This window comes from Spirosoma gilvum (assembly GCF_054776815.1).
Genome location: NZ_BAAHBH010000001.1, coordinates 427578 through 445380, shown reverse-complemented (window position 1 = coordinate 445380; position 17803 = coordinate 427578). Strand labels below are relative to the sequence as shown.

Annotated in this window: 16 protein-coding genes; 6 read left to right on the top strand and 10 right to left on the bottom strand. The window is 46.5% G+C overall.

All coding sequences use genetic code 11. The annotated features are described in order from the left end of the window. Positions 1 to 60: 60 nt before the first annotated feature. From ACYVFD_RS01755 to ACYVFD_RS01745, 3 genes are all read right to left on the bottom strand, one after another. Positions 61 to 1248: a phosphoglycerate kinase gene (locus tag ACYVFD_RS01755; protein ID WP_461087913.1), complete on the bottom strand. Its 1188-nt coding sequence runs from the start codon at positions 1246 to 1248 to the stop codon at positions 61 to 63. 120 nt (positions 1249 to 1368) lie between these two features. After that, on the bottom strand, positions 1369 to 2559 hold the full coding sequence (locus tag ACYVFD_RS01750; RefSeq protein ID WP_461087911.1) for a hypothetical protein: 1191 nt from the start codon (positions 2557 to 2559) through the stop codon (positions 1369 to 1371). Continuing rightward, the gene (locus tag ACYVFD_RS01745; protein WP_461087909.1) at positions 2556 to 3518 is read right to left on the bottom strand and encodes a DUF2157 domain-containing protein; all 963 of its coding nucleotides are present in this window, start codon (positions 3516 to 3518) and stop codon (positions 2556 to 2558) included. Before ACYVFD_RS01745 ends, ACYVFD_RS01750 begins: the two co-directional genes overlap by 4 nt. A 50-nt stretch (positions 3519 to 3568) precedes the next feature. Between ACYVFD_RS01745 and ACYVFD_RS01740 the strand changes: the two genes are divergently transcribed. Beyond that, positions 3569 to 5257: a VRR-NUC domain-containing protein gene (locus tag ACYVFD_RS01740; protein WP_461087907.1), complete on the top strand. Its 1689-nt coding sequence runs from the start codon at positions 3569 to 3571 to the stop codon at positions 5255 to 5257. Positions 5258 to 5743: 486 nt separating this feature from the next. Beyond that, the gene (locus ACYVFD_RS01735; protein WP_461087905.1) at positions 5744 to 7258 is read left to right on the top strand and encodes an Ig-like domain-containing protein; all 1515 of its coding nucleotides are present in this window, start codon (positions 5744 to 5746) and stop codon (positions 7256 to 7258) included. 28 nt (positions 7259 to 7286) lie between these two features. On the opposite strand, the gene ACYVFD_RS01730 is transcribed toward ACYVFD_RS01735, so the two are convergent. Then, positions 7287 to 8024: a class I SAM-dependent methyltransferase gene (locus tag ACYVFD_RS01730; RefSeq protein WP_461087904.1), complete on the bottom strand. Its 738-nt coding sequence runs from the start codon at positions 8022 to 8024 to the stop codon at positions 7287 to 7289. A 171-nt stretch (positions 8025 to 8195) separates the two neighbouring features. On the opposite strand from ACYVFD_RS01730, the gene ACYVFD_RS01725 reads away from it, so the two are divergent. Beyond that, positions 8196 to 8585 carry a c-type cytochrome gene (locus tag ACYVFD_RS01725; RefSeq protein WP_461087902.1) on the top strand — a complete coding sequence of 130 codons (390 nt, stop codon included), beginning with the start codon at positions 8196 to 8198 and terminating at the stop codon, positions 8583 to 8585. A 92-nt stretch (positions 8586 to 8677) separates the two neighbouring features. On the opposite strand, the gene ACYVFD_RS01720 is transcribed toward ACYVFD_RS01725, so the two are convergent. Beyond that, positions 8678 to 9139 carry a hypothetical protein gene (locus ACYVFD_RS01720; RefSeq protein WP_461087900.1) on the bottom strand — a complete coding sequence of 154 codons (462 nt, stop codon included), beginning with the start codon at positions 9137 to 9139 and terminating at the stop codon, positions 8678 to 8680. 318 nt (positions 9140 to 9457) lie between these two features. Here ACYVFD_RS01720 and ACYVFD_RS01715 point away from each other — a divergent pair, with 318 nt between their 5' ends. Continuing rightward, positions 9458 to 9802: a hypothetical protein gene (locus ACYVFD_RS01715; RefSeq protein WP_461087898.1), complete on the top strand. Its 345-nt coding sequence runs from the start codon at positions 9458 to 9460 to the stop codon at positions 9800 to 9802. Here ACYVFD_RS01715 and rlmB read toward each other — a convergent pair. After that, a complete protein-coding gene (gene rlmB / locus ACYVFD_RS01710) occupies positions 9791 to 10579 on the bottom strand; it encodes a 23S rRNA (guanosine(2251)-2'-O)-methyltransferase RlmB (protein ID WP_461087896.1) in 789 nt (262 codons plus the stop codon). The genes ACYVFD_RS01715 and rlmB overlap by 12 nt on opposite strands. 111 nt (positions 10580 to 10690) lie before the next feature. After that, positions 10691 to 12130, bottom strand: coding sequence for a GWxTD domain-containing protein (locus ACYVFD_RS01705; protein WP_461087894.1), 1440 nt, complete (start codon positions 12128 to 12130; stop codon positions 10691 to 10693). Positions 12131 to 12362: 232 nt separating this feature from the next. Between ACYVFD_RS01705 and ACYVFD_RS01700 the strand changes: the two genes are divergently transcribed. Then, positions 12363 to 13130 (top strand): class I SAM-dependent methyltransferase, encoded by a 768-nt coding sequence (locus tag ACYVFD_RS01700; protein ID WP_461087892.1) that lies wholly within the window; start codon positions 12363 to 12365, stop codon positions 13128 to 13130. A gap of 5 nt (positions 13131 to 13135) precedes the next feature. Here the strand turns inward: ACYVFD_RS01700 and ACYVFD_RS01695 are convergent, their stop codons facing one another. From ACYVFD_RS01695 to ACYVFD_RS01685, 3 genes are all read right to left on the bottom strand, one after another. Beyond that, entirely contained in the window at positions 13136 to 14476 is a 1341-nt protein-coding gene (locus ACYVFD_RS01695) for a DUF4249 domain-containing protein (protein WP_461087890.1), read from the bottom strand. A 191-nt stretch (positions 14477 to 14667) separates the two neighbouring features. After that, on the bottom strand, positions 14668 to 15645 hold the full coding sequence (locus ACYVFD_RS01690) for a threonine ammonia-lyase (RefSeq protein ID WP_461087888.1): 978 nt from the start codon (positions 15643 to 15645) through the stop codon (positions 14668 to 14670). A 99-nt stretch (positions 15646 to 15744) separates the two neighbouring features. Beyond that, positions 15745 to 16377 carry a hypothetical protein gene (locus ACYVFD_RS01685; protein ID WP_461087886.1) on the bottom strand — a complete coding sequence of 211 codons (633 nt, stop codon included), beginning with the start codon at positions 16375 to 16377 and terminating at the stop codon, positions 15745 to 15747. 827 nt (positions 16378 to 17204) lie between these two features. On the opposite strand from ACYVFD_RS01685, the gene ACYVFD_RS01680 reads away from it, so the two are divergent. Further along, positions 17205 to 17753, top strand: a complete 549-nt coding sequence (locus ACYVFD_RS01680; protein ID WP_461087884.1) for an RNA polymerase sigma factor — start codon at positions 17205 to 17207, stop codon at positions 17751 to 17753. The last annotated feature ends 50 nt before the right edge of the window (positions 17754 to 17803 follow it).

Sequence of the window (17803 nt, the reverse complement as noted above, 5' to 3'; positions counted from 1 at the left end):
CGAAAGCCTGAATGTTATATTCAGGCTTTCGCTGTTTTAGGATCAAACGATGGCAGTTCTCTACTCCAGAGCCGCTACACCGGGCAGGGTTTTACCTTCCATGTATTCAAGTAAGGCACCACCACCTGTGGACACATAACTAACCCGATCGCCATAACCCGCCTGGTTAATAGCCGATGCCGAATCGCCACCACCAATCAGGGAGAAGGCCCCGTTCTCTTCGGTCGCTTTAACTACGGCTTCCGCAATAGCGTTGGTTCCTTTGGCAAAATTTTCAAATTCAAAAACACCCATTGGGCCATTCCAGAGAATCGTTTTTGACGCTGACACCACCTTTTTGAACAAGTCAATCGTTTCCGGACCAATGTCAAGTCCTTCCCAGCCATCGGGAATCTGGCCTGTAGCCACTACCTGCCGATTGGCATCATTTGAAAAGCTATCGGCACACAGGTTATCGAGCGGCATATATAATTTTACACCTTTGGCTTCGGCTTTTTTCAGCAATTCGAGCGCCAGTTCCTGCTTGTCAGCTTCGAGCAGCGATTTCCCGATTTGACCACCCTGTGCTTTGGTAAAGGTGTACGTCATACCCCCACCAATGATGAGGTTATCGACCTTATCCAGCAGTTTCTCAATGATCAGGATTTTGTCCGAGATCTTAGCCCCGCCCATGATGGCTGTAAAGGGCCGTTCGGCATTTCCGAGTACTTTTTTGGCGTTATCCAACTCAGCCTGCATCACATAACCGGCTACACGATCGGTAAAGAATTGCCCCATCACAGCCGTACTAGCATGGGCCCGGTGAGCCGTTCCGAAGGCGTCATTTACCCAAACATCGCCCAGTTTGGCAAGTTTCTCAGCAAAAGCAGCATCCCCTTTTTCTTCTTCCTTGTAGAAACGCAGATTTTCGAGCAGGAGAATCTCACCGGGTTGCAGGCTGGCAGCCAGATCAGTAGCCGACTGACCGATGCAATCATCGGCAAACTTCACCTCGCGACCAAACGCTTTGTTCAGCGCAGGTAGTATGTGTTTTAGGGAGTATTTCTCTTCTGGCCCACCCTTCGGCCGACCCAGGTGCGACATCAGAATGGCAGAGCCACCATCGTTTACAATTTTCATCACCGTCGGGATCGTCGCTTTGATGCGTGTATCGTCGGTAACATTAAAATCTTTGTCGAGGGGCACATTGAAGTCAACCCGAACCAGGGCTTTCTTCCCGGCAAAATTGTAGGAATCTACGGTTTTCATGCGACTGCGTATGGTCGTTGGTTTGCGGGGCCAAACTTAGCAGTTTTTCAGCAGACGCGAACAGGAAGTTTGTTCTTATGTTTGGAAGATTGGAAGAGAGCTTACACAAAAATGGCCTAATCAATACTTACCCTCACTCCCACCGCCACCGAAATCCCCACCGCCAAAACGAAGATCATTTCTGGGATTATGTTGCGCTGTGCCTGCTGCCTGTACAGCCGCTGCGGTCGCTGCGTTTAGGAAAAACTCATCGGGCGAATCATCATCCGGCGCGTCGGTAAAGCCATAGTTAGGGGTACTCAAATAACGAATAAAGCCAACAGCAATACCGATCAAAAGCAACCCACCGATGGTCAGTGCAACATTGAGTGGCACCAATGCTGTATACTCATGCAGGGTCATGACAGCGGCAATCAACCCAAGTACGCCTAGAATAATCAACATTCGGTTCCGCTTCACTAAGCCCTGTCCCACATAAATGCCTGGAATCAGAAATGTCAATAGCCAAAATAACCACGCCAGCGCGATTTGAGGGGCTTCAGGCGACCGGATATCAAGCGGGCTAGCTTTAAGCAGCAATCCATTCAGCTCCCGGACAACGAAGTAGTTTCCACTGGCAACTAGCATAATGAGCGAAATCCACTGTGCCAGATTCAGCGGATCTGTATAGTAAACCTCCTTTGGGTTTCGTAAAATGACCTGTCGAACAGCCAGATAGATCAGTAATGAAACGATCATCAGCACAAAGGGCAATGCATCTTTACCCCAGCTGTAGTTGAGCAACCCGTCAAAAATGCCCGTATAAAATGTCCCGAGTGTAAACAGCGCCATCAGCGTATCGCCATAGTACCCCAGAATGAGCAGTAACAAGGGCAATGTCAGAAAACAATGCTCAGCCGTCGATAGCCCATTGGGAAGTAGTTGATTAAAGCCAAATGCCAGAAAACCCGCCGTAGTTACCACAAACGCATTGTCGATGCCATTCCGATACAGCAACTTCCGATTAATGAGCAGTTGACCTATTACGCCGATACCAATTCCTGAGATGATATTGAAAATGGCGTAGGTCGTCGATACGGAAAAGATTGAAAACATACTAGCCGGAAGCAGGTAACCAGCCAGAATAGCTACCGTTGTAAACAAAAACAGCCCGATTTCGAGAAAGCCGTTTGTTTGGCGAAATTCAACCGGATAAGCTTTCCGAATCGCTTCTATCTGACTCTCCGACAGCAGTTGCTTCCGGTACCATCGTTCGGCTTGCTCGAGAATCTCCCGGTTATAAATCCACTGTTCGTTATAGGCCTTGATCATTTCGAATTGCGTTTAGGTAACTGGCTCATCAGATAATAAACTAAGGCAATACCCGTCAGAATAAAATACCAGTAGTAGGCTTCATCGTCCAGATTTAAATAATGGAAAAATAAATAGGTAGCGCCAATGTAGCCATAGACCACACTCATCAACAGAAACAGGAACGACTGCTCCCGTCGGGCAAACCGGTCAAGTACCACACAGGCCACAGCCAGCCCAATGGCAAATACAATTCGTAATTCGTCAAAGTTGAACAAGCCACCCAGCAAAGCCACCATCAGTAGGTTACCGGCCATGGTTAGATAGGTGTAGGTAAAATGGGCTTTTACCTTACGTTGTTGCAGGAGTAGCGCTGCTGTAATCAACACCAGCGACAGGCCGATAGCCCAAAAGACGGTAGGCCGATCAAAAAAGTTGGTTTTAAAATAAAGCTCAAGTGGCCGAACCGTAACGCCCACCCACGAAATCAGCGCGGTCAGGGCCATACCGAGAACACCCCGATGATCGAACCGATAGGCTATCGGTAAAAACAATAAAGCAGGCAGGAGCGTCACCAGCCCATAACGCTCTCCGAAAACGTTGTAGGCATATTGAGCATATCCTTCGAGCGTCAGAAACAGCAAACACGCCAGAATCAAGGCATAATCGCCAAACGTAGATCGACTTTTGGTTTCGCTGAGCGTCCAGTCGGGTCGGTATCGCCACGCAAAGAAAAAGCTTCCAACGCAGGCGGCTGCAATGGCTGCCAGCAATGCTCCGTGTCCAATCTGATCGAAGTTATCATACACCAGCAATCCCAGGCCCGAACTTAACAGCAGAATACCAATGTATAGCATGGACCGAAGTTCCCAGTGTACAGAAAATGGCTTTTTCTGTTCGATATCGGCAATTTTCGTCTGTTGGTCCGACGACAAAATACCTTGTTTATTCAGCTCAGTAAGAATGTCGGCTGGGGACATAAATGGTTATTTTTTTGTTGTAATTATAGCCTGTATGGCTACTTGACAGCATGGTTGGACGACAAAAAGTTTTGCTCACCCCTCGGTATTACCTCGACAATTTCCAGTATGTACTGGACTTTGTCAAACGGCTCTATGGTGGTTTATTAAACGAAGCTGAATGGGATTTTGTGCGTCGGTTCGAGGCTCTCAGCCTGGATGCGCAGTGTCTGTATGTACGATTCAGCAATCGCAAAGGACTCTTTTTTCGCGTTAACAAACTACACTATGCCGAAATAACTGACCTACCGGCAGCGGCCAATGAACTGCTCAACGCAGGTTTTATAGACCAATTGTCGACCAGTCAAACTCATCTGGGCGAAGACGCACTAAGCGTTTTTACCAAACCGGAACTTCTGGAGCTTTTGCCGCTCGAACCGGAAGAAATCAAGCCGTTAGCCAAAGAAAAAAAGGAAGGTGTAGTCCGGTATGCCCTGCAGGAACTGGATTTTGGCGAAATTGTTACGAGCCTGACAACCCATGAGGTGGTTGTCAAGATGAATTTCGAAGCTGAAGGGATGATGATCAAATACCTCTTTTTCGGCAATCGAAGTGGCAGCATGACCGAGTTTGTCGTGCGCGATCTGGGCATGGTCAACTTTGAGCGATATGACGAAAGTAAACTAACGGCCCGCTTCCGAACCCGTAAAGAAGTGGAAGACAAACTGCTTATTTCGCTCACTAACGAAGAGTTTTATGACCTGAAAGAATCCGAAACACCCCCCGACGATATTTACAACTGGTTCCTGAACTGGAACGAAACCCGGCCTGAACTGACAGAAATTGCCATACCAGGCTATCAGAAACTAGTGTGCCGGGTAGGTGCTTATCTGGAACGGCAAAAATTACCGGAACAGGCGCTGTCGGTTTATGAACTTTCCGACCGTGTTCCAGCCCGCGAACGGCGCGTCCGACTGCTATTCCGAAACGGCTCTGTAGAAGAAGCCCTGGCCCTTTGCGACGAAATTGCGCTGAATCCGTTAAACGCCGAAGAACGGTATTTTGCCAATGATTTTCGAGACAAAATCCTGAGTGCTGGCGAGAAAAAACGGCCGCGCAAAGCCACAACCCGTTTCCTGCTCGATGCTGAGAGTGTCAATATTCCGGTCGCTTACCGGCATCATGTCGAAGCAGGCGTCATGAATTATTATCTGGAGCAGGAATTCGATGCTGCCTTTACTGAAAATTACCCCTGGCGCGGACTGTTCGGGCTGGTGTTCTGGGACATCATTTACGATGCAAATGTGTCGGCCATTCATCACCCACTCCAACGGGCTCCGTCCGATTTTTACCTACCCGACTTTTACCTGAAACGAGAAGATTTATTAAAAAAACGTCTCGCCGAACTAACGACTCAAGACGATTGGCGACGACATACAGGCCGGATGTTCAACGCGAAATATGGTATTACCAACGTGCTGGTCGATTGGTCAGACGAACTGTTGACACTAGTCCAGCGCATCATCGATCTATTGTCAGTTGACCAACTCCGGCTCATTCTGCTTGAAATGGCCCGTAATGTTCGCGAGCATACGCGCGGCTTCCCCGATTTGCTGATCTGGAATGAACAGGGTACGTACGAATTTGTCGAGGTCAAATCCCCAACTGACCATCTAGGTCCCCAACAGCTTCACTGGCTGGAATTTTTCCAAACCATTGGTGTCAATGGAAAAGTAGTGCGTGTGATCTGGGAAGTGTAAATAATAAAAGCAATTTTATAGATTTGTCACCTGTACAATTGCTTTTGTTAGTTTACCGATGAAGCTTATCCCGCTCGTTTTCATAGTCTTTTTATTTGCTCTACCTCAATGCATTGCCCAAATAGATACTGTCTATTCTGACAGCAAAAAAATAGCCTGCCTCGTTCGCGAAGTAACGACAAATACAGTACGATTCTATTACCCCAACGAAGAGGTATTGACGAGTATCCTTAAAAAGACTGTACAGAAAATAGTTTATATGTCTGGAGAAATTCAGGCATTTTCTGTGCCTATTACCTACAACACTGTAGTTAGTCCCGACGATTGGGAAAAGGTTCTGATTTGCAGAGTGAAGTCAACTACGTACAACTACATTATAAATTTCTAAAGTCCATCAATAAACCCGCTTTAAAAGAAAGACATATAACTCACGTTCGAAATCTATACGTTGATCAACTGTCCACTCCTCACTGAAATCCAACAATTGTGAATTTAACTATACGTCTATGTGCATGGGTGCTGGCGGCTCTGTTCAGCTATTCTGTAACAGCGCAGGCACAGGTTACAATCAACGCTGTTACGCCTAATTTGCTTTGTGCAGGTTCACTACTTACTGTTTCGTATACTAACACCGGCAGTGGACAGGCAACGCTTTCTGTGTATTTGTATGATACAAACACAACTGACTCTCTCTATTTAGCGCAAACGGTCAACTATGGCGGAACCAGTTCAATAAACGCCTATATTCCTACAAATCAACCTACTGGCGTGTACAAGGTTGGTATTAAACGAGTCACCTCTCAAGAAACATCCATCAGTTCAAAAAGCAGTAGTTTCACCATTAATGCTATTCCTTCCTCTCCCACTGTTTCCAATGTGAGTTACTGCCAATATACCTCGCCTGGTTCTTTATCGGCCTCAGGAACGAACCTGAAATGGTATACCGTACAAGTTGGTGGAACTTCGAGTTCAGTGGCTCCAACTCCATCGACATTCACACCCGGCAATACTACATACTATGTTAGTCAGAGTATCAACGGTTGCGAAAGTCCACGTACAGGTTTAAATGTAACAATTAGCGCTATGCCATCGGCTCCTGTAGTTGTTAGTCCATTACTGTACTGTCAGGGTGTCCCTTCATCTCCACTTGTTGCCATTGCCAGCATTGGAGGTACTTTAAATTGGTATGGTACTAATGCTGCTGGTGGAATACCTTCATCTGCTTCTCTATTTCCACAAACATCAATTGCAGGTATCACTAATTACTATGTCAGCCAAACTGTTACTGGTTGTGAAGGCCCTCGAGCAGCTATCTCGGTCACGGTTAAACCTATTCCCAGTTCCCCAGTGACTAACTCAGTCACGTACTGCCAGGGGAGTTCAGCCAGCATGTTAACAGCCACCAAAAGCCCAGGAGGTAATCTCTTATGGTATACGTCTCAAACGGGAGGAACTGGAAGCTCAACTGCTTTCACTCCCCAAACTACCACGCCGGGCACCTTCACCTTTTATGTCAGTCAGACGATAAATGGTTGTGAGAGTCCACGAGCCTCTTTGAACGTAACGGTCAATCCTGTACCATCTGTCACGATTACTCCAGAAGATCCAGTATTAAGCCCAACTCAGACTAGCCTTACGCTAACGGCGGCAGCTTCTGCGTCGGCCTTAATCTGGTCTACCAGCGAAACAACTACCAGCATTTTAGTCAGTACAGCCGGAACCTATTCTGTAACGGCCACAGCTAGTAATGGATGTATGGCGATGGCTAGTATCAATGTTATCCAGATAGCTGTCGGTGAGATTTATACCCTAAAGACTGGAGACTGGAACGACCCCACTGTATGGTCCTCCAATCAAATTCCTGGTCATACCAATACCGTACGCATACGACATTCGATAAACTTACCAACAAACACTCAAATTCAGGTTGGCAGCCTCAATTATACGTCAGGAGGACAATTGGTCATGCAGAATAATATCGGTTTACAAATAGGGCTTTGAACCGCCTGAATTTATCTGATCCCATAAATCAAACCCGCCCAACGCGTAGAAAGATTGGGAATCGAACCTCTCGTTCATCCTCTCCCCATATCCCTTTCAACTGCTTCCCTAAATCGGTGACCGGGTCCGTTTCATTTTCGTGGATATATTGCCGAACAGCCGACCATGTTCGTAGATAATTCAGAAAGCGCTCCAGCGACCAGACACGGCTGGCCGTAAACCGTTCGCGTTTGGCATCCGCAAAAGGGAACGGCAGGCTCTTATAGGCATGGTCGATATGTTTACGCTGCGGGTCCCAGTAAGGGCCAATCCTGTTCCGATAGAAATCAACCAGAATCGGGTCCAACTCAGCGCCAAGCTGTACGAGTCCATAACCCCATTCGGCGATGGCGGCACCGGGTTTGGCCACTCGCCGTACTTCCTGATGAAATGCATCAATGTCGAACCAATGAATCGCCTGGGCAACGGTAATCAAGTCGAAGGTGTGGTCGGCAAATGGCGTGTGTTCAGCCGTTGAAAGCTGATAATGAATGTTCGATTTCTGAACCGCTTCGGCTAGTTGTTTTTCGCTGATGTCAGTGGCTTCTACCTGTGTAAACAGGTCTGCCAACGCTCCGGCTACCTGCCCATTACCAGTAGCGCAATCCCAGGCTACATAGCGCTCATCGACATACGTTAGTATAAACTCGTACAAGTCAGCGGGGTAATCGATACGGTATTGGGCGTACAGGTCGGCGTGGCCGGAGAAACGATCGAGCGGTTGCATAGATTTTATTTTGGCAAATATTAAACGTTTTGCCAGAATAATGATCTAAGAATTAGTTTATAGGAAAAACCGTAGCCAAAATTGGGTTATCAGCCGAAACCATCTATTTTTGCGCGACTGACCTTGTAACGTATTATATTCGTTTTTTCCATTTATCGCTTACCGATTCTTATGAAAAAATTCTTTGGCCTTCTTATCGCTTCGGCTTCGCTGGCCGTAGCCTCTTTCGACGCTAACGCTCAGGCACCAGCCGACATTCCGGCAGATATGAATGCCCTGATGACCAAATACACCTGTATTGCCTGCCACCGTCCTAATCAAAAACTGGTCGGTCCAGCCTATGCCGATGTAGCAAAGAAAAACTACTCGAACGAAGAGATTGTAAAGCTGATTTATACTCCTGTCCCATCACACTGGCCGGGTTATCCCCCAATGGCTCCGATGACGCAGGTTCCGAAAGAAGATGCCATGAAACTGGCGGTCTGGATCAACTCACTCGATGGTGGCTCTAAAGCGACTACAAAGAAAACGACAACCAAGAAGACAACGAAAAAGTCTTAAGTGGACTCATCGCCGAAGTCTGTCTTTATAAAAAAAGCGCTCCTAGTTCATTGGAGCGCTTTTTTATTGCGTCGTGAAGACGTACGACCCTGTTATTCTTTTGACACCATCTTTGTCTCCGTCGATCGGTCAACAATATTCTGGATGGGAACATCCATCATGGCGATGTTGGTACGAAAGGGCGACTCAATGGAAAGTGATTGAGCAAAATGCTCCTCTTGTTTACTTAGCTCTACAATGTAATTACCTTGTGGTAATTCTGACAAATCGAAACGTCGACGGTAAAGTGGAGTTTTTTCAAATTCGTCGTAGAAAATTCGCCCCTTATCATTTTTGATAACTACCCGAACAGAACCTCCTGTCCGATTATTGTAAACAACCTTAATAGCCGATGGATACGACGACACAGGATAAATAGCAGCCTCCAAATGAGGGGAATTGACCAGTTTAGCTCCTCCATCAAACGTCTGCGCCTGAAGCGACAGGGCAGAAAACAAACAAACACTCAGCACAGCAAGTGAAAACCGATACGGAAATAAGCGGAAATCTTTCATAGTAGTAATGATTAAAATGTGGATATAGTAATTTGTAAGTGTGCCTGACTAATTGAGTAGCCATCCCTGAACCTTACATACCATTTAGTCGGTACAAAGCCGGGTACAGGTAACACGGAGTAAAATTTTATTGATAAACTTTGAGTGGATTACCCATTATAAAAACAAAGCGCACCAGCTTTACCCAGTGCGCTTCTCTGATGTATAATAGGAATTGTCACTCCAAACTCGCCAGGAGCTGAGTCAATATAAAAATGGTAAATTACAATACAACTTGCACTCGTTGCCAGCCGAGCGCAATCAACTAATAAAAATATTATGACGCATCAGGCCAAACTCAAAGAGGAAATCGCTTTAGCGTGTAAACTTACGGATCAACAACAGGTTCGGCGGATGAACGAACTACACCAAACTTTATTCCCGAAAATCGTGAAGGTAGTCGAACGTAAAACCAGTTATATACTTGTCTTTCAACAAGCCGATGATCATTTACTATCCAAACTGATTGAGTTTATCCAATTTGAACGCCTTTGCTGTCCCTGGCTGAAGTTTACGCTAACATTCCCTCCTGCCCAAGGCTTAATTTCGCTCCAAATGGGCAATTCAGCCGAAACGAAGGAAATGGTAAAACTAGTAATGGAATTGGACAAGCTACACCTGTAAACTCCGTTGGCGCACAGCTTCATAGAGGACCACACCGGTTGCTACCGAAACATTCAGTGACCCAACCGATCCCAGAAGCGGAATTTTCACATGGTTATCGGCCATTCGAAGAAGCTCAGGCGAAATCCCATCCTCTTCCGAACCCATAACAATGGCAATCGGTCCAGTTAGGTCAGTATTGCGCTCATACAGGTCACGGCTGGATTTTTCGGTACACGCTACTACCGTAATGCCAGACTCCTGAAGGTATTTTATCGTTTCGGTCAGCTCAGGTTCCCGGCATACCGAAATATGGTTCAAAGCGCCTGACGATGTTTTCATAGCGTCGGAATTGATCGCAGCGGCCCCGCGTCCGGGGATCACGATACATTGCACCCCCGTACATTCAGCCGTCCGGGCAATAGCTCCGAAATTTCGCACATCGGTAATCCGGTCTAACAGTAAAATGAACGGCTGCTCTCCTCGTTCGTACACATCCGCGATTACATTTGATAGCTTAACGTACTGAACCTGAGCCACCAGGCAAATCACTCCCTGATGATTTTTGCGGGTCAGGCGATCCAGTTTCTCGACCGGTACACGCTGGATGGTCACCCGATTCTGGAACGCCAGATTCTGGATGTCGGGGTTGCTGAGCCCCTTTTCCATATATAGTTTGTCGATCTGCTGATCAGAGCGGAGTGTTTCGATAACCGATTGAATACCAAACACCATTTCGTCGGGTTGTGGACGAAATTGAGGACGAGGGCGAAAGTTACGCTTAAATTGCTGGGGCATTTATTTGTCATTAATAGTCATTTATAGTCATTGCTAGTCATTAGGCAATCATTGAGAATTTTACAACCAATGACTATCTAATGACTAGCAATGACCATTAATGACGAACTATTAATCGCGGATGGTGCCGGTTCGCCACGCTTCCACTATGGGGTACCAGATTGGCTGATACTCAATGTAGCGCACCAGTTCGTAATGATCTTCTACAAACTGGTTCGGTTTCTTGGTAAAGGTAAAATTCACCTCCGAAACATTGGCCCGGCGATTATAAACCCATACTTCGCGCTCCCGGTTCCGTTGTACCCGATCGGGAGGGCCCAGCACGATGTAAATCATGCCTTTATCGGTCTTCCATCCCTCTTTATAGGTTGTAAACAGGCGATTGGCTTCTTCAACACGATCGAAATAGGCTTTCAAGGTCCGTTTGGCAACCTCTTCATTCCCGGCCATCAGGCTTAGCCAGTATTTATCGAATGCTTTTTTGGTATCCTGCGCCTGATTTAGCTCGCTGATTTCGGTACTTGTACTCATATACAACACCGGTTTGATCAGTTTTTCGGGACGAGTCAGTTTAGGAAAGCGCTTATCGGCAACCACCAGCCCTATACCTGCGGCATCCGTCGTATCTTCTACGAAATAGTACAACCCTTCATGCGGAAGAACAAACGGCTGGTTGGTCGTAATCGTTAAGGTCGAATCGATGGTCAATGATTTTGCAGTCGGTTTAGCCGATGTATTCATGGGCGAGGAAGCCGCATCAAAATCATGCCGGTATCGAATCCCATAAAGTGGCTTATTGGTTCCGCTTACATCCCGAAGAATAATAGTATCGCCCACATTGGCAAAATTGCGCAACTGCGGTTGATTGCCTATTTTATTGAACAACGTAACCCGATCGCTTAATTTAGTACCGGTGAACCGTAACGACAGATCATTACGGGCTTTAGTACCATTCATTGTTTCGGTGACCTCCGTCAGCAACACCGCATTAGCCACTCCCTTGGGTCTTTTTACGTCAAAGGTTAGGGTCAGATGGTCGGTACCGCTGCCTACATTCTGCGTCGACAAAGGAACGGTTGAATAGCCCAGCCTGTCACGGTTATTGTAGTCGGGGTACATAACGTAGGCGATCTGAAAATGCTCAATAAAATCGCTGGGTTTCAGAACGGCTTCACCCGCTGGCGTTTTGGCCGTCAGGTCCATATACACACGAACGGTCGACGAATCCATGACCAGAAACTTACCTTTAATGGAGGTAACTACCCACTCCCCGCCTTTCATCGACATAGTGGGACCTGTACCGATAGCCGGGCCATCGGCAACCTTCACCGGAGCCGGGGTTTGAGCTGTTGCCGGACGCGAATCGGCAGGCAGAGCCGTTCCATCCGTACGTTGTGGATCGCCAAGGCGAACCGTTGGTCGGCTGGGTTGATTCCGTTGTGCTTCGGTGCGTGCATCGTAAGCTGCATTGATACGTGCCTGCTCCTTTTTTTTGTTGCTGGCGCAGCCGGACAACAGAGCAAGTAAAAGTAAAAAAGACAGAATTCGCATAAACAAACGTATATGTCAGACGAGTAAGTCAGACGAATTTTGGCAATGTTTTAATCCGCAAATGCGTTCCAGATGTGTAGCTGGCACTATAAGTTTATTGATAACGAAAAAACAGGGTTGTTCGACTTATATACTGCTTCATTTTTCTTTCGGTTTACAAAAGAGTAATTTTGTCGATTCAATTGCAATAGCCGCTGGGTTACTGGTTCGTACCTGCGTCTCCCCAACTCTTATGTACAAAACTACAGAAATAACCTCCGCCGAAATAGCATCCGACAATCCCGTCCATCAGCGCCTGCTGTTTCCTTATGTCGAAGCAGCTCAGATGGTCAGCGGCAATGTACTCGAAATCGGTTGCGGTTGGGGCCGGGGACTCGAATTATTAACCAAAGCGGCCGATCACTATACGGGCATCGATAAGAATCAGGACTTAATCAACGCCCTGCAAGCCGAATACCCCCAGTCGACATTTATTTCAGCAAACATACCTCCCTTACGCACCCTTGCTGACAATACGTTTGATTTTATTGTAACGTTTCAGGTAATTGAACATATCGAGAATGACGATTTGTTTGTGAAAGAAGCCTACCGGGTGCTAAAACCGGGTGGTAAACTACTGCTCACAACAGTCAACAAAAGTTTTTCGCTTACCCGAAACCCCTGGCACGTCCGGGAATACTATGCCGACAGTCTGAAAGCTTTAATCACCAACTATTTCCCAAAGATTGAGACGAAGGGAATACATGGCAATGACAAAGTGATGACGTATTATGAGCAAAATAAAGAATCGGTCAAAAAGCTTACCCGCTTCGATATTTTCAATCTGCAATACCGACTCCCCCGCCGACTGCTGCAAGTGCCCTACGACCTGATGAATCGTCTGAACCGAAACCGTCTTCTCCAGGCCGACGGGTTAGCCGCTCAAATCAACTACACCGATTACCTGGTCAGTAACGACCCGGCTGGAAGCCTCGATTTCTTTTACATCGCAACGAAGTGACGGGTTTAATCCCGCCACCCTTCCGGCTTGAAAGGGGTTTGATTATCCGTCAACATACAGGGAGCTAAAGGGGGGCGATCGGCATTGGGCCAAAGCCTGACTTTGGCCTTATCGCGCTCTTTCAAATACGGCGGTGATGGCTCAGGATTAGGCTGACGACCGTTAATTGCGTAGAATAGGCCATCGCCAGTCGGCGTATACGCTCCTGGGCGTCGGGTAGTATCGAAGGGCGCGGTAGCCCCATAAGCCAGAGCTCCCTGCGTATCTTTCTTATCCAGCCAGTAATGCACGAGCGAAACCGCCGAAGCTGAGAAATAGCCAATCGCTCCTGTCTGTGGATGCCCAACCTGACGCACATTGCCAACCAGGGCCGTTGGGGGCGTATCGGCCAGTCCACCCGTATGTTGGGTCTGATCCTGAAAGCGTTTGTAATACTGATACGCATCAGAGGTCAATGAAAACTGGCGAATATCGACCAGACCCGGAGCATAATCATAAAAAGGCACCTGGGCCACCCGCTGTTGGCTGATCAGGGCACCGTTACTGTATTTATCATCGAGCACAACGATGTCATAGCCATAGATGATTTGCCAGCAGGGTGTTCGGCAGCCGTAATCGTACACCCAATCTACATTCGGCACTTCGGGCGCTTCCTCACCGGCTTTACCAGATCGAGGGCTAAAACAGTCTTCATACAACTCGGTGCCCGTTACAAAATAGTCTCGATCTTTATAAACGCCTGGTAACACGTTATACATGGCATAAACCCCCTGCCGACAGCTATGACACCAGTTTTGCCGCTCCCACAGCTTCCATTCCCAACGATAATAGTTGTGTTCATTGGCGGGGTCCTGCGTGTCGATATACATGTCATGGGCTGCTGTATATCCCTTTAACTGCTCTGCCGATAAACTGGCCGGATTAAATGCCACATGCACATTGGCAATGGACGGAACTGCCGCCATCACCTGTTGAGTAGATGCATACTGGCTACCATCAGCAAGGGCAAATCGGAGTTGGTAGGCATGGCCAAGCTGTCCCTTGAAATCGCTGGGAAGCTGATAGCTGCCATCTAGCGTTTCATGACATTCGATGGTTTGAGCTGAATCGACGACCACCGAAACCGTGGCATCGGTCACCGGAACGGTGCTGTATTGACCGGTCAATCGATCGGCCTGGGCTCGTTTAAGTTTGATGACCTGCGGTTCGGCCCGGTTGGTTATCGTTCCTTCTACAATCAGAATGGACTTGGTACCATATTGGGTTAGTTCTTCCGGGTAAATACAGGCGAAGGGCAAAACCAGGGCCATTCCATAAGCCAGTAAACATCGAATCGTTGAGCGCATAGGTGGATATAAATCAATCCTAAAACCACGCTCAACGATTATTCTACTTTCGCAATCAGTCCAATATGTTCACCCTTTCATAATATCTTAGGATTTTCGCCTGGAACCGTGCTACGGTTTATGTAATCGCATCAGGTAATCGTGGCACGATTCCAGGCGAAAATCCTAAGATCTACCAAACGCCTTGTCGATCAAAAAGGCAGTTTACCCAAATCGACGTTGCCGCCCGTAATGATAATCCCGATTTTTTGCCCGGAAAACTGATCTTTATGCTTTAGAACAGCAGCTAATGGCACGGCGCTCGATGGCTCGATCACAATTTTCATTCGTTCCCAAACCAGGCGCATGGCGGCAATGATTTCAGTGTCCGAAACCGTCAGAATATCGGCTACGTTGGCCCGGATTATCGCCAATGTACGCTCACTTAAGGTGGTCATCAGCCCATCGGCAATGGTATTGATATACGGAGCTTTTTCTACCTGTCCACTTTTGAACGACAAGACGGCATCGGCTGCACCTTCGGGCTCTCCGGCCATCACGCGCGTACCCGGCGACAGAAAATGAGTCGTTAAGGCTGTGCCACTCAGAAGCCCTCCCCCACCTACAGGCGCCAGAATAGTATCAAACGGTCCAATCCGGCGTCCCGAATCAATGCTGTATTTTTCCATACCAGCATCTTCTATCAGTTCTTTGGTAGCCGTGGCCTGTCCGGCAATGACCCGATCATCATCGAAGGGATGTACCAATACGGCTCCTGTTCGCTCCATTACCTCACGTACACCTGCTTCGCGGGCGTCGAGCGTAGGTTCGCATTCAATCACTTCGGCCCCATAGCCCAGCACAGCCTCTTTCTTAACTTTGGGAGCCGTTCGGGGCATGACGATATAGGCTGGCAGCCCAACCTGTCGGGCTGCAAATGCAACAGCCTGGGCGTGGTTGCCCGATGAGTGCGTCGTAATCGCTTTGCCTTCTTTGTGCTGAACCACCTGCAATATGGCATTCAGCCCGCCACGTGCTTTAAAAGCGCCTATCTTCTGAAAGTTCTCACACTTAAAAAACAGGCTGGCTCCTGCCTGCTCGTCAATGGTTTGGTTGGTCAGGACAGCCGTCCGATGGATATAAGGGCGAATGCGATCGTGAGCCTCACGAATTGTATCGTATGAAATCATGGGAAATAGCAACTGCTAAAACGCCCAAATTACGAAGAAATTCGGATTACGGTTGTGCCATTGCTCCCGCGTCAACCCACCGTAAACCGAGTACATAAACTAATCAGCCCAATAGGTGTATTGCACCTCGCCTACTCCATTTTTTTCTTTCATTTTACTAGGTAATCCCTCCGAGTTATAGGTGTACGTATATTCTGACACAGCCGGTCCGTTGGTAATTTTTATCACATTGTTTCGACTGAAACGTCGTATCTCGCCAATATCTGGGGCTACTTTACCAAAGTACGGGTTTATTTTATCATCGTATTCATATAACGTTATAGTGGTCATCGTACCCGTTGTAGATGTTACTCGTACAATATTATCACCTGCATACGTGTACGTATCTACCCGATTGGGATTTCCGTATATAGTAAGCGAAATCAAATGACCATTCTGATCGAGTTGGTAGTTGGCCGATCGCAATGTATTGAGCGTTATCCCATTTTTAACATGGGTCGTGTTGACCGTGAATTCATTGGCATTGTACGTAAACTGAGTCACTTCTCCTTCTGACTCGTCCGTCATCTGATAATAATACGTAAGTTGTGTGGGTCGATTCTGTCCGTCGTATACAAACACACCTCTGGTATTCATCGACGTAACAAACGAACCAACCTGACCATCCGACGTATAGTTGTACGTGGTACTAAAGGGAAAACCACCATAGTTGATGTTATTTGTGGTTCTCAACCGGCTCTGAGGCTTCGAATCAGGCCCTGTAGGAGTCAGCGGATTGATCTCAACGCATGACCAACACCCTATCCCAATGAATAGAAAAAGAACCTGGAGATAGCTACATGATTTCATAATTCACCGTCTTTACTACAATTTTCGTCCTTAAATATATACAAATTATCTATTCTATAGAGTGCAACATGTAAATAAGATAGTAAACAAAGTAAGTAATTTATACAGATTATAAATCAGTTATATTTAGAGCAGATGTTTGCGAAAGCTCTACAAACATATTTATACTTATTACTTTATTAACCTACTGACTAATAATATTTTAACTAAATTTACATTTAAGCTATAGGCTATATTTTATTCTGATCAAACCGTATTCATTATAAAAACTATAGTCAATCTTTCCCTAAAAAATTAGTATAAATACTCAAATACCGCTGAGTAAATGGCATAATACTTGATGTTTCTAAAATAGGAAAACTAATATATGTTATTTATTACCCAATGGCATTGAACCTGTTTAAACTTTTCGTTTTGTAGAAAATGTAAGGCTATTTTTTTGTCATTCCGACGAAAGAGGAATCTCAAAGTCGCTCATTAGTCAAGCTTAAGATTCCTCCTTCGTCGGAATGACAAAAAATCGATCCAATTATACCGTAAATAAGAAGGTTTAAACAGGTTTATTAGTAGGTTATTAAGTAACAAAGCAAAATTTCCACCGTAACTAGTTAAGTATTCAGCATGTGGTTGTTTAGGGCAGTTGCCGTTCAACGTCACAATCCTAACCCTGTTGATTACCTATTTCAAACTATAACTTGTACTTTTTAAAAATGAATGCATTTCCGGCCCAACCGGTGATTGACAGGCAACCCCTGCCTGACCCCTCCCTGCAATGCCTAGAAACATTGTATACCCAATTTTACCGAAAAGTCTACCAGCGCTGTCTATCAATGACAAAAAATGCCCAGCAGGCAGAGGATTTTACCCATGATATTTTTCTAAAGGCTCATGCCAATCTGAGTTCCTTTCAGCATCGATCGACCTACTCTACCTGGCTTTGGTCCATCACACACAATTATTGTGCTGATCAATTTAGAGCCACCCGTCGCAAGGCACACATTTCGCTCACCGATGGGGTAGAGCAGCATCTCGCTGACTTGTCTGACAATAATCGGGAGACTGACCAGGCCACTTTTATTCAGCAATCTATTCAGGCAATGAGTGATCAGGACCAGTTGCTGATACACATGCGGTATGAAGAGGGCGTTGATCTAATAACGATTGCGCAACACCTAAACTTAAGTTTAAGTGCTGTTAAGATGCGCCTGTTGCGAATTCGACGAAAAATCTATCTCGCCTATCAATCAGCGGAGTTATAAATTTATGTTTATATTTTTATAGAATGTGACTTTTATAGCTCCCGTTCGTC

Bases quoted from the DNA above. Each gene is read 5' to 3' on its own strand.
- ACYVFD_RS01740 (WP_461087907.1), top strand. From the start codon at position 3,569: ATGGTTGGACGACAAAAAGTTTTGCTCACCCCTCGGTATTACCTCGAC.
- ACYVFD_RS01695 (WP_461087890.1), bottom strand. From the start codon at position 14,476: ATGCGCTCAACGATTCGATGTTTACTGGCTTATGGAATGGCCCTGGTT.
- ACYVFD_RS01725 (WP_461087902.1), top strand. From the start codon at position 8,196: ATGAAAAAATTCTTTGGCCTTCTTATCGCTTCGGCTTCGCTGGCCGTA.
- ACYVFD_RS01755 (WP_461087913.1), bottom strand. From the start codon at position 1,248: ATGAAAACCGTAGATTCCTACAATTTTGCCGGGAAGAAAGCCCTGGTT.
- ACYVFD_RS01750 (WP_461087911.1), bottom strand. From the start codon at position 2,559: ATGATCAAGGCCTATAACGAACAGTGGATTTATAACCGGGAGATTCTC.
- ACYVFD_RS01745 (WP_461087909.1), bottom strand. From the start codon at position 3,518: ATGTCCCCAGCCGACATTCTTACTGAGCTGAATAAACAAGGTATTTTG.
- ACYVFD_RS01705 (WP_461087894.1), bottom strand. From the start codon at position 12,130: ATGCGAATTCTGTCTTTTTTACTTTTACTTGCTCTGTTGTCCGGCTGC.
- ACYVFD_RS01715 (WP_461087898.1), top strand. From the start codon at position 9,458: ATGACGCATCAGGCCAAACTCAAAGAGGAAATCGCTTTAGCGTGTAAA.
- ACYVFD_RS01680 (WP_461087884.1), top strand. From the start codon at position 17,205: ATGAATGCATTTCCGGCCCAACCGGTGATTGACAGGCAACCCCTGCCT.
- ACYVFD_RS01730 (WP_461087904.1), bottom strand. From the start codon at position 8,024: ATGCAACCGCTCGATCGTTTCTCCGGCCACGCCGACCTGTACGCCCAA.
- ACYVFD_RS01700 (WP_461087892.1), top strand. From the start codon at position 12,363: ATGTACAAAACTACAGAAATAACCTCCGCCGAAATAGCATCCGACAAT.
- ACYVFD_RS01690 (WP_461087888.1), bottom strand. From the start codon at position 15,645: ATGATTTCATACGATACAATTCGTGAGGCTCACGATCGCATTCGCCCT.
- rlmB (WP_461087896.1), bottom strand. From the start codon at position 10,579: ATGCCCCAGCAATTTAAGCGTAACTTTCGCCCTCGTCCTCAATTTCGT.
- ACYVFD_RS01720 (WP_461087900.1), bottom strand. From the start codon at position 9,139: ATGAAAGATTTCCGCTTATTTCCGTATCGGTTTTCACTTGCTGTGCTG.